This is a genomic window from Comamonas sp. (genome assembly GCF_036643215.1).
In the GTDB taxonomy this organism is placed as follows: domain Bacteria; phylum Pseudomonadota; class Gammaproteobacteria; order Burkholderiales; family Burkholderiaceae_C; genus Comamonas.
In genome coordinates, this window is record NZ_JAVXSJ010000001.1 from 194,412 (window position 1) to 205,878 (window position 11,467).

Consider the following 11,467-nt stretch of genomic DNA (forward strand, 5'->3'; position numbering starts at 1 on the left):
GAGGGTACGACGTGCCTCCACGCAAGAAAATTGAGACCATGCCGCCCGAGCTAAAGGCCTGGCTTGATGAAGAGCTGGTGCGCCGGGGATTTGGCGACTATGTGCAGCTGGCTGCCGATTTGCGCGCCAAAGGTGCCGATGTCAGCAAGAGCGGCCTGCAGCGTTATGGAAGCCAGTTTGAAGCCGATCTGGCCAATATGCGCATTGCTGGTGAGCAGGCCCGCGCCGTCATCGCGGCCAACCCCGATGAAGACGATTCCATGAGCCAGGCGCTGATGCGCATGACCCAGCACAAGGTCTTTGAAGTACTTAAGGTGGTGCAGATCGACCCGGACAAGATGGACCTGGGCAAGCTCACGCTGCAGGTTTCGCGCCTGGTGCGTGCCAGCCTGCCCATGAAGAAGTACGCCGCCGAGGTACGCGCCAAGGCCGAGCAGCGCATGAAAGAGGTGGAGGCCGAGGCCAAGGCCATGAAGGGCGAAAGCCGCGATATCGCCCTGGCCATGCTGGAAAAAGTCCGGGCCGTCTACGAAGGCGCTCTATGAATGCCGTCGCTGTACCGTCTCGCAGTGGGCTGCTGTATCCGTACCAGGTGCGCTGGATCAAGGACAAGGCCCGCTTCAAGCTCGGCCGCTTCGCCCGCCAGACTGGCAAGACCTTCACCACCACGCTGGAGATCGTGGACGATGTGGCCGAGGCCGAGATTCGCAGCTTGCGCTCTCCCTGGGTGATCTTGAGTCGTGGTGAACGCCAGGCGCTGGAGGCCATGGAGGAAGGCGTCATGCGCCATCAGGCCGCCTACGGCGCGGCCATGAAGGTGGCCCGCGAAGACACCGACTTCTACGACGAAGAGTCCGGCATTCGTCGCCGGGCCCTGCAACTGATCTACCCCAATGGCAACAAGATCAGCGCCTTGCCTGCCAACCCAGACACAGCGCGCGGCTTCTCGGCCAATGTGTTCCTGGACGAATTTGCCTTCCACAAAGACAGCCGCAAGATTTGGACGGCGCTGTTTCCCGTGATCTCGGCGGGCTGGCGCCTGCGCGTGACCAGCACGCCCAATGGCAAGGGCAACAAGTTCTATGACTTGTCCACGGGCGACGATTCCATCTGGTCTCGCCACGTCGTTGACATCCACCAGGCCATTGCCGACGGCCTGCCGCGCAATGCCGACGAGCTGCGCGCCGCGCTCATGGATGAGGATGCATGGTCGCAGGAGTTCTTGCTTGAATGGCTGGACGAGGCCAGCTCCTGGCTGTCCTATGACCTGATCAACAGCGTGGAGCATGACCACGCGGGCATTCCCGACCACTACACGGGCGGCCCTTGCTATGTGGGTGTGGACATCGCTGCGCGCAATGACAATTTTGTGATCTGGGTGGACGAGCTGGTGGGCGACGTGCTCTGGACCCGTGAAGTCATCGTCAAGAAGCGCATCAGCTTTGCCGAGCAGGATGCGCTGCAGGACGATGTGGAGCAGCGATACAACGTGGTGCGCTACTGCATGGACCAGACCAGCATGGGCGAAAAGCCGGTGGAGGATGCCAAACGCCGCTACGGTGTCAACCGCGTGGAAGGCATCCTCTTCAACTCCAGCACCAAGATGACCATGGCCACGCTCATCAAACAGAGTTTTGAGGATCGTAAAAGCCGCATTCCCATGGCTGACGAGAAACTGCGCTCTGACCTGCACAAGGTCCGCAAGATTCCCAGCCCCACGGGCGTGCCCCGGTTTGATGCCGACTCTGACGCCAATGGCCACGCGGACCGCTTCTGGGCCAAAGCGCTGTCCTGCCTGGCAGCGCATGGCGCGGCAGGCCCCGTGCGCGTGGCCAGCGCCCGTCCCCCATCCACCAAGTCGGTAGCCGAGCAGCTGAAAGGCTATCTCACATGAAACACGGTCTCTATATCTCCCCCACGCATTTCCGCAGCTTTGCCGACCAGGTCGAAAAGCCCATGGCGGGCCAGATCGCAACGCGCATGGCCGCAGGCGACCTCAACTCCTTCTTTGGCCTGCTGCCCAATCCTGACCCGGTGCTCAAGGCGCTTGGCCAGGACATCGCGGTTTACCGGAACCTGCTGGCCGACCCTCTAATTAAGGGCATCCGCCGCCGACGCATTGCGGCCGTGCTGTCCATGGAGCGCGGCTTTGAGCAGGACGCTAGCAATACGCCGGTGCGCGTGCGCCGGGCCTGCGAGGCCGCTGTGGCCCGTCATCTGGGCATTGAAGCCCAGCTGCGCGCCATGATGGATGGAGCCTTCTTTGGCTACCGTGTCCTGGAATATGACTGGCGCTATATCGATGGGCAACTGGTGCCGGTGCCCGTTGCCAAGCCTTCGGAGTGGTTTGGCTTTCACCATGAGTCGGGCGAACTGCTGTTCAAAGCCCGTGGCCACGCCCAGGGCGTGCCCGTGCCAGAGCGCAAATTTGTGGTGGTGGGCAAGATGCGCAGCTGGGAGAACCCATACGGAGAGCCCGACCTGGCACCGTGCTTCTGGCCGGTGACGTTCAAGCGCGGTGGCATGAAGTTCTGGGTCACCTTCACCGAGAAATACGGCATGCCCTGGGCCATCGGCAAGCTGCCGCGCGGCACGGCCCAGGCAGAGATGGATTCCCTCGCTGGCGACCTCATGCAGATGGTGCGTGATGCCGTGGCCGTGGTGCCTGATGACGCCAGCGTGGAGCTGAAGTCCGTGGGCAGCACTTCCAATGCTGATCTCTATAAAGAGCTGCTGATGTTCTGCCGCAGCGAAATCAATATCGCGCTGCTGGGCAATAACCAGACCGTGGAGCAGGACTCCAACCGGGCCAGCGCCACGGCTGGCGGTGAGGTCGAAGAAGACCTGCAGGACGACGACGCGCAGATGGTGGCCGAAGGCATCAATCAGTGGGTCAATGACTTTTGCGCAGTCAATTTCCCCGGTGCAGAGCCGCCCGTCTTCAAGTTCTGGCGGCAGGAGCGCGTGGACGATATCCGAGCCAAGCGCGACGAAACGCTTAAAAAAGCAGGCGCTAACTTTACGCAGAAATACTTCCAGCGTACCTACAACCTAGAAGAAGGTGATCTGCATGAAGAGGATCCGGCTGTGCCAGGCAAGCCCTCGGCCACACAGGACCTGAGCTTTGCAGACGATCTGCCTGGTGGTGATCTACCTCTCTCTGCCAGTCAAGCTGCGCTGGATGCTGCTATTGACCAGCTGGACGATGACGCCATCAATGGCGCAATGCGCACACTGCTGCAGCCTGCCCTGGATGCGATAGCCCGCGCTGAGTCTCTGCAGGCTGTTGAGCAAGCCCTGCTGGATGCTTGGCCAGACATGGACACGCAAGCCATTGGCGAGCTGCTTGGCCAGGCCTGCTTTGTGGCTGACCTCGCGGGCATGGATTCGGGACGCGACGGGGGAGACAGCGGAGGTAACCAGGCATGACCGTCCAAGCTCCAGCGCTGGCCCATGCTTTTGGCCTGCCTCCCACGCGGGCCATTCGTTACCTGCAGAGCAAGGGCCTGCGGGTCACTGGCAACTGGACAGAAATGCGGGACGAGGCCCACGCCCGCGACTTCACAGTAGCCAATGTACTCAAGGCGGACGTCCTGGCCGACATCCATACCGAGCTGCTGCGCACCATGCGCGAAGGCGGCACCCTGCAGCAGTTCAAGGATCAATTGATTCCGCGCCTGCAGACCAAGGGCTGGTGGGGCCGTGACTACAGCGCGCAGGAGCTGCAGCGTGCTGGCCGCATTGACCCGGCCACGGGCGAAATCCGCAAAGGCCTGACGTCTCACCGCCTTAAAACCATCTTTCAAACCAATATGCAGTCGGCTTTTATGGCTGGCCGCTACCGTGAGCTGCGCGAGCAGGTCGATACTCGTCCCTATTGGCAATACTTGGCAGTGATGGATGCACGCACCCGGCCAGAGCATGCTGCGCTGCATGGCAAGGTGTTTCGCTGGGACGATCCGATCTGGAAAGTGATCTTTCCGCCCAATGGCTACAACTGCCGCTGCTCGGTCCGCGCCCTGAGTGAGCGGGACCTGGCACGCAAGGGCTTGGGCGTCAGCAGCTCCGAAAGCAAGCTGAACCAGGTGCAAGTGCCCCAGCGTGATGGCAGCTCCATCACTGTCACCCGCTATGACGATGGCATTCCAGGCGGTGCAGTGTTCCAGCCTGATGCGGGCTTTGACAGCAATCCAGGCATCCGTTTTCCGCAGCTTGATCCTGCTGTGCGTCGGCCTGTGCGCGAGCTGGACGGGCAGATCAACTGGACAGACCTGCAACTGCAGCCGCTGCAAAAGGTCAGCGACGAGCTGAAGTTACCGGCTCCAGCACTATTGCCCAAGGCTGCGACACGTTCGGCTGCAGCAGGTGTGGTGCGCTCGGTGCTGGGCCTGGCAGACAAGGCCACGCGTCTGGTCGAAACCCCGGCCGGTGATGTGCTGCTGCGCTCTGAATACATCGACCATGTGACCGAGAAAGATGCAGACGCCCGTGAGCGCTTTGCCAACTTCATCCTGCCCACACTGATGGACCCCTATGAAGTCTGGCTCACGATGTATGACGATGGCAGGCCCCGCAGGCGCTATATCGGCCTGTACCGATCCAGCAAATACGACATCCTAGTGGTGGCCAAGGTCATGGCAGACGGCACGGTGTTCTGGAACCTGATGCACGCTCAAAGCCGGGCATTGGATAGGCAGCGTAAGGGAAAGCTGCTTTGGGGGAAATGAAATCAGGCGATTTGAGCGCTTTTGCCGTGCTGAGGGTGCAACCCCCTCGGTTTGTCAAAACACCGACTATCGTCCCCCTTTAAATTGCCTCGGCGGGGTGGTTTTGAATTCAGGCGCGGTCTGCAGATACCGCGAAAGGCTGCAAAAGCCCAAAAGAACGGGTGGCGGTCTATATCCGAACTGCGTGCATGCACACGTTGGGCTCACCTCAGTGGGTCAATGGTCTGCATGAACCTCACCACATCGCGCGCCACCCGTCACTGCCCATTATAGAAAGAGGCCCCCATGCCGCCAATCCTCAAAATTGAGCTGAAAAACCCGGATGTACTCAAGTTGCTGGGCCGGGCGGTCCAACAAATGGATGCGCGCCAAGGCAATGAGCTGATGAAGCGCATCAGCGGCAGCTTGCTGGCGGCAGTGGAAGATAACTTTGAAGATCAGGGGCGGCCCAAGTGGGAACCCTTGAGCGCTCTCACTATTGAGCAGCGCAAAAAGGACGGCCACTGGCCGGGCAAGATACTGCAGCGCTCTGGCCGCCTTAAAAACAGTATCACCCAACACTGGAGCCCGAGCCTGGCCGCCGTCGGCACCAATCTGATTTATGCACGTATCCAGCAATCAGGTGGCGTCATCCGCGCCAAGAAAGCCAAGGCCTTACGCTTTGGCGGCGTCATGGCCCAGTCGGTGCGCATCCCGGCGCGTGAATTCCTCAAGCTCACTGACCAGGACATGGTGGACCTGAGCGAAGACATCAACGACTGGTACGACGAAATACTGCGCCAAAACAAGCTGATCTGAGCTGATCTATATAGAGGGACGTGACCGCTGTCACGCCTCTCAAACTGGCTCCCAAACTTCAAAGTCTGGGCATGCCAGATTTTGACCTCTTCATTGCTAATCGCACCGTCGCTGCCATGGAAGGCAAGGCGGTCAGCTTCTCAGACGATGACCTGCGCGGCATTGCCGAACGCTACGACCCGTCGCTGCACGAAGCCCCTCTCATCATTGGTCATCCTCAGCACGATGCACCCGCCTTTGGCTGGGTCAAGGGCCTGAGCTTTGCCGACGGCCGCCTGCAGGCCGATGAGCACCAGGTGCAGGCCGAGTTTGCCGATATGCGCAAACAGGGCCTGTTTAAGAAGCTGTCTGCGCGCTTCTTCACGCCTGATCACCCCAACAACCCGACGCCCGGCCAGTTCTATCTGCGTGACGTGGGCTTCCTGGGCGCCATGGCTCCCGCAGTCAAGGGCCTGCGCACTTTCTCCTTTGGTGATGACGCTGGCCAGCTGGCGTCCTGCGAGCTGTCCTTTGCGGACTTCCCTGCCTATGGCGGATCGGTTGTTGCTCGTGTACTCGGCCGCTTTCGTGACTGGCTTATCAGCCAATCAGGCGTTGAGGCCGCTGAACGCATCGTCCCTGGCTGGGAAATCGAATCCCTGCGCGAGATGTCCCAGCGCGCCGCCGAGACCCCCAGTTCCCCAACCGCCGGTTTGCGCAGCTTTGCGGACGCGGCATCTAACCAGGAGCAATCCCCCATGACTGACGCCGAAAAGGCTCAACTGGCCGAGGCCGAGCGCAAGAACGCCGAGCTGCAGGCAGAAAACCGCCGTCTGCAGCAGCTGCAGGTCCAGGCCGAGACCGACAAGCGAGTGGCCGCCAACCTGTCCTTTGCCGACGGCCTGATCAAAACCGGCCGCTGGCCCTCTGGCCACCGCGATCTGCTGGCCAGCACCCTGAACCACCTGAGTGCCCCCGTGGAAGGTCAGTGCATCTCCTTTGGTGACGGTGATGCCGCCAAGCCGCTGCACGAAGCCCTGCGCGCTGGCCTGCAGGAGCTGCCCCCGTTGATCTCCTTTGGTGATGTGGCCACCAAGTCTGCGGCCGCAGGCACCACGGCGGCCAAGACCGACCGCCAGATCGCCGATGAAGCCGTCGCTTGGAAGAACAGCCAGGCCGAAAAAGGCCGCTACGTCAGCTTCACCGATGCGGTCAGCCATGTCACCGCCGAAGCCACCACTTCTGTCAGCCAAGCCTAGGAGTAAGTCTTGAATTCTTATCTCGCCAAGAACTACCGCGCAGCCGCTGCCCTGGCGGCCTATCGCATCGTCAAGTTCGGTGCAGCCGACGGTGAAGTCCAGCACGCAGCAGCCGCTGCTGATGCCTCCATCGGCATCACGGACCGCAGTGCCACCGACTGCCCAGCCGGTGCCCGTGTGGATGTGGTGCGCACCGGCCTGACTCTGGTCGAGTACGGCGGCGCGGTCACCCGTGGCCAGCTGCTGACGGCAGACGCCCAGGGCCGTGCTGTGGCTGCGGCCGGTGCCGCCCGCGTCATTGCTGTGGCGGAGGTCAGTGGCGTGGCCGGTGACGTCTGCCTGGTACTGATCGCCCCCAGCAGCGCTGCAGCCTAAGCGCCTTTAAAGCCGCTTTTATTTCTGTTTTAGCCCCCGTTTAACTCGCCCCATCCAAGGACTTTTGCAATGTCTGGCCCATTCAATACACAGCCCAAACTGACCCAGATCGCCATGGCGGTCAAGCCCGAAGGCATGATTGCCGATCTGGTCTGCCCCCGTATCCCCGTGGAAGGCGAGAAGTTCGTCTACACCCGCTTTACCACTGAAGACTCTTTCACGGTACCCGATACCAACGTGGGCCGCACCAGTGAGCCCAACGTGGTGGAGTTCGGCGGCAAGGACGTGACCGACCAGGTCGAAGACCACGGTCTGGATGACGTCGTCCCCAATCGCGACATCCTGGCGGCAGAAAGCGGTGCCAATAACTATGACCCGCTGGGCGTAGCCGCTGAGCGCACCTCGCTGCTGGTGGAGCTGGCGCGTGAGCAGCGCGTGGCCAGCCTGTACTTCAATCCTGGCACCTACGCAGCAGGTCTGCGTACCACCTTGGCTGGCACCAGCCAGTGGAGCCATGCCGACAGCGATCCCATCACGGCCATCCTGACGCTCTTTGATGAAATGTTGGTGCGTCCTAACGTCGCAGTGTTCGGGCAACAGACCTGGACCAAGTTCCGCACCCACCCCGCTGTCGTGGCGGCCGTGCTGAACATCGGCGGCAAAAACGCCAGTGCTGCAGCCAAGGGCATGGCCAGCCGCGCGGCCGTGGCTGAGTTGCTGGAGCTGAGCGAGCTGCATGTGGGCCAGAGCTTCATCAATAACGCCAAGAAGGGCCAGAACGCAGCCATGTCCCGCTGCTGGGGCAAGCATGCCGCTTTCATGCGACTGGAAAAGTCCGTCAAGGACCCACGCGGCTCACTGCCTTCCTTCGGCTTTACCGCCCAGTGGGGTGACCGTATCGCTGGAACCATGGACCTGCCCCGCATGGGCTTGCGCGGCTCCACCCTGGTGCGCGTGGGCGAACAGGTCAAGGAACTGGTCTCCTTCCAGGAGGCTGGCTGCTTCTTCCAGAACGCGGTGGCCTGACGTCATGGCCACAACCAAGCCCGCTGCCGTCAAGGGCGGCAAACCGACCAAGGCCGTGGCAGCAGCTTCTGCACCGGCCTCTTCCTCAGTGAAGGGGGAAGCTGACCTGGTGACGATGCATCCAGTACGAACGTACTCAGCATCTGAAACAAGAGACCAGCTTCTGGCCCTTACAACCGCCAAGCGCGGCTACATCGTGCAGGACTCTCTGCATCTGGATGGGAAGGCCTACCAGGCGGGCGACCCCATCACGCTGACTGCCGACCAGGTCGAAGGTCTGCCTGCAGGCATTGTCCTGGCCGCCGAGGAATAACCATGGTCTACGCCACAGCCCAGGACTTCATTGAGCACTTCGGCCAGCGCGAAGCCCTCGCTCTGTCAGATCGCAACAAGAGCGGCGTCATTGACAACGCCGCCCTGGAGCGCCTGATTGAGCTGGCCAGCGATGAGGCCAATGGTTATGTCGGCCGTCGCTATGCCGTGCCGCTGACCAATGTGGGTGGGCAGGCTGCTGAGGCTCCCAAGCCTTTGCGCTTGGCAGTGCTCAACATGGCCCGCTATCACGGCACGGGCACCGAGGTGCGCAACCAGGAAGAGATCACCACCCGCTACAAGTCCACCATCAAATGGCTTGAAGGCGTGGCCAATGGCTCCATCCTGCTGGGCCTTGGGCTTGCAGCGGCACCTTCTGGCGGGCCAGCGCCCACGGGCGGGCCCACATCTGTGCGCACTGGTGAGCGCATGTTCGGCGGCTCACTGATGAATCGGGTGCTGTAGCCATGGACGTGATTGCCGCCACCATCGCCCGCCTGCTGGATCAGGTCTCCGACCTGCGCCAGGTAGGCGGCGCCATCGAGCTGGACACGGTCATCAACAGCGATAGCCGAGTCGATACGCCCGCAGCCTTTGTGGTACCTATCGCTGACCTGCCCAACCGCGATGAGTCGTTTGCGGGCAGGACCATCCAGCGCGTGGAGGGCACTGTGGCCGTGATCTTTTGCTTGGACCACTACCGCGACGAGCTGGGTGCTGATGCCGTCATGGACCTCAACACCTTACGCGCCAAGGTCCGTAAAGCACTACTGGGCTGGGTGCCCGATGAGGAAGCCGGAGAGCCTGTTTACGCGGGCAAAGGTCGGCTTCTGAATTTTGCTGAGGGTCGCACCTGGTGGTCTGACGAATACCTCATTACCTATTACTGGACACAGCAATGAGCAAAGCCAATGAGCAGAAATCGACCGCGCCGCAAGCCGGTGCCCCCACAGGAGCCACCGATCTGGCCGTGGTTCAGCCCGCGCAGACCAGCCAGGCCATCGAGCCCGATGAGTTCCACGGCCAAGGCGGTCTCTACCAAGTTATTGACGGCAAACGCCAGCGCGTTGCCGACAAGCCCGTAACACCCAAGGAGTAAACCATGGCGAAATACATCAGCAAGCTGGCCATCCTGGCCATGATCGAAGCCGTCTCCGGCACCCTGGCCGCGCCTGTGGCAGCCAATGCCATTGAAGTCAGTGATGTGACGCTGACGCCTCTGGAAGGCGACGAAGCCAGCCAAGGCGTGATTCGCCCTTTCTTCGGCGCCTCTGAGAAAGTCCTGGTCACCGTCTACCGCAAGATGTCCTTCAGCGTCGGCCTGGCCGGTGTGGGCGTGGCAGGCGACCTGCCTGGCTATGAAGCACTGATGCGAGCTTGCGCCACCAGTGCCACCAACACTGCAGCTCCAGGCCCTAACGCAGGCACCGTGTTTGCGCCGGTTACCGACAACCTGCAGAGCCTGACCATCATCGCTACGCTGGACAAGCTGGTCTACAAGATGAGCGGCGCACGCGGCAACTGCAAGGCCGTGATTGACGCCAAGGGCATTCCCAAGTGGCAGTTTGAATTCACGGGCGCATTCATCCCTGTGGAAGACGCTGCGCAAATGCCTGCCGTGAACTACGCCAAATTCCAGCGCCCCTTGGGCGTCAACAAGCTCAACAGCACGCTGAGCCTGGATGGCTACCAGGCTGAAGCCAGCAGCTTCAATCTGGACTTCGGCAACAAAGTGGTCAAGCAGGACTTGATGAACGTGGACAACACGGAAATCACGGGCCGCGAATCCACCGCCAGCGTGACCTTCCGTAATACGGATGTGGCTACCAAGAACTGGATCGAAATGGCCCGAGCTGGCGTCAAGGTGCCTCTGGCCCTCAAGCATGGCCAGGCAGCGACCAACACCGTGGCCATTGCCGCGCCCCTGGCTCAGATCGGCAAGCCCAGCTTCAGCGACCAAGACGGCATTCAGATGATCACTATCCCGCTGACCTTGATCCCATCCGATGCAGGCAATGACGAATGGACCATCACGGTCTGACCGCAACGCCCAGCCTTCCAAGCCCCTGAAAACCTGTTTCAAAAAGAGTAACCATGACCGTCATCCTTGCATCCGTCGCCTTCTTTGCGCCTGTCACTTTCGCCCGCGTGGGTGACGACGGCAAGCCCGAAGTCCTGAAGTTTCGTGCCCGTTTCAAGCGCCTGAAGAAGTCTGAACGTGTGGCTCTGAACCATCGTGTGGCCGCCATGGGCATGACAGCCGAGGTGCGCCAATCCATCCAGAAGCTGATTGACGACCCTGCCACGGAAGCCCATCAGCGTGACTTCTGGAAAGACCGACTGGCCGCCAAGACCATGACGGACGCGGAAATGCTCAACGATGTGCTGGTTGACTGGGACCTGCACGACCACCAGGGTGAGTTCGTGCCCTACACGCATGCCACTCGCACCGAACTGGAGGAAGACCTGGATGGCCTCGAAGGCAGCCTGGTCAAGGCCTACTTCGATGCCATCAACAAACCTGTGACGGCCGAGGATGTAGAAAAAAACTCCGAAGCGCAGTCCGTCACCACCTCCTGAACGGGCCATCGCGCAGCACTGAAGAGGATGACGCCGAGTTGCGGGAGCAGTGGAAAAAGCTCGGCGTAGACCCTGACCAGGTCAAGCAGGCCCAGCCCCCGGAGACCGAAGACGACCAGGACGAAGACCTGGAACTCTCTGACGAACTCTGGCCCGCATGGGAGTGCTTTCTGGCCACTTGGACCCAGTGGCGCGTGATCGCCGGACTGGCCCAGGTGTTCTACGAAGGGATTGATTACGCATCTCTTCTGGCCGTGATGGACATGCACGGCATCAAGCCAAAAAAGCGGCGCACTGTTCTCATGCAGGTGCGCATTCTTGAAGACGAAGCGCGCAAGCTGCGCAACAAGCAATAGCAACATGGCAGGCAGCAATAACACCGTTGAATACCGCGTCACACTAGACATCCAG

At 61.1% G+C, this 11,467-nt stretch carries 15 protein-coding genes; all 15 read left to right on the plus strand.

What is annotated here, in order from left to right:
* The first annotated feature begins 11 nt into the window (after positions 1-11).
* The 15 genes from RSF91_RS00930 (at position 12) to RSF91_RS01000 (ending at position 11,412) form a co-directional block, all read left to right on the plus strand.
* Positions 12-545, plus strand: a complete 534-nt coding sequence (locus RSF91_RS00930; protein ID WP_332566654.1) for a phage protein Gp27 family protein — start codon at positions 12-14, stop codon at positions 543-545.
* Complete coding sequence (locus RSF91_RS00935; RefSeq protein ID WP_332566655.1) at positions 542-1,894, plus strand: terminase large subunit domain-containing protein; 1,353 nt, start codon at positions 542-544, stop codon at positions 1,892-1,894. Before RSF91_RS00930 ends, RSF91_RS00935 begins: the two co-directional genes overlap by 4 nt.
* A complete protein-coding gene (locus RSF91_RS00940) occupies positions 1,891-3,429 on the plus strand; it encodes a DUF935 domain-containing protein (RefSeq protein ID WP_332566656.1) in 1,539 nt (512 codons plus the stop codon). Before RSF91_RS00935 ends, RSF91_RS00940 begins: the two co-directional genes overlap by 4 nt.
* On the plus strand, positions 3,426-4,727 hold the full coding sequence (locus RSF91_RS00945; protein WP_332566657.1) for a phage minor head protein: 1,302 nt from the start codon (positions 3,426-3,428) through the stop codon (positions 4,725-4,727). Before RSF91_RS00940 ends, RSF91_RS00945 begins: the two co-directional genes overlap by 4 nt.
* Before the next feature lie 285 nt (positions 4,728-5,012).
* Positions 5,013-5,525 (plus strand): phage virion morphogenesis protein, encoded by a 513-nt coding sequence (locus RSF91_RS00950; RefSeq protein WP_332566658.1) that lies wholly within the window; start codon positions 5,013-5,015, stop codon positions 5,523-5,525.
* A gap of 71 nt (positions 5,526-5,596) precedes the next feature.
* Positions 5,597-6,763, plus strand: a complete 1,167-nt coding sequence (locus tag RSF91_RS00955) for a hypothetical protein (RefSeq protein ID WP_332566659.1) — start codon at positions 5,597-5,599, stop codon at positions 6,761-6,763.
* A 9-nt stretch (positions 6,764-6,772) separates the two neighbouring features.
* Positions 6,773-7,138 carry a DUF2190 domain-containing protein gene (locus tag RSF91_RS00960; RefSeq protein WP_332566660.1) on the plus strand — a complete coding sequence of 122 codons (366 nt, stop codon included), beginning with the start codon at positions 6,773-6,775 and terminating at the stop codon, positions 7,136-7,138.
* A 69-nt stretch (positions 7,139-7,207) separates the two neighbouring features.
* A complete protein-coding gene (locus RSF91_RS00965) occupies positions 7,208-8,164 on the plus strand; it encodes a major capsid protein (protein WP_332566661.1) in 957 nt (318 codons plus the stop codon).
* 4 nt (positions 8,165-8,168) lie between these two features.
* Positions 8,169-8,477: a hypothetical protein gene (locus tag RSF91_RS00970; RefSeq protein WP_332566662.1), complete on the plus strand. Its 309-nt coding sequence runs from the start codon at positions 8,169-8,171 to the stop codon at positions 8,475-8,477.
* 2 nt (positions 8,478-8,479) lie between these two features.
* Positions 8,480-8,941 carry a gp436 family protein gene (locus tag RSF91_RS00975; protein WP_332566663.1) on the plus strand — a complete coding sequence of 154 codons (462 nt, stop codon included), beginning with the start codon at positions 8,480-8,482 and terminating at the stop codon, positions 8,939-8,941.
* Positions 8,942-8,943: 2 nt separating this feature from the next.
* Complete coding sequence (locus tag RSF91_RS00980; protein ID WP_332566664.1) at positions 8,944-9,378, plus strand: phage tail terminator protein; 435 nt, start codon at positions 8,944-8,946, stop codon at positions 9,376-9,378.
* Positions 9,375-9,575: a hypothetical protein gene (locus RSF91_RS00985; protein WP_332566665.1), complete on the plus strand. Its 201-nt coding sequence runs from the start codon at positions 9,375-9,377 to the stop codon at positions 9,573-9,575. The genes RSF91_RS00980 and RSF91_RS00985 overlap by 4 nt, the downstream gene beginning before the upstream one ends.
* A gap of 3 nt (positions 9,576-9,578) precedes the next feature.
* The gene (locus tag RSF91_RS00990; RefSeq protein WP_332566666.1) at positions 9,579-10,517 is read left to right on the plus strand and encodes a hypothetical protein; all 939 of its coding nucleotides are present in this window, start codon (positions 9,579-9,581) and stop codon (positions 10,515-10,517) included.
* 53 nt (positions 10,518-10,570) lie between these two features.
* Positions 10,571-11,056 (plus strand): hypothetical protein, encoded by a 486-nt coding sequence (locus RSF91_RS00995; protein ID WP_332566667.1) that lies wholly within the window; start codon positions 10,571-10,573, stop codon positions 11,054-11,056.
* 38 nt (positions 11,057-11,094) lie between these two features.
* Positions 11,095-11,412, plus strand: coding sequence for a DUF1799 domain-containing protein (locus RSF91_RS01000; protein ID WP_332566668.1), 318 nt, complete (start codon positions 11,095-11,097; stop codon positions 11,410-11,412).
* Positions 11,413-11,467 lie beyond the last annotated feature (55 nt).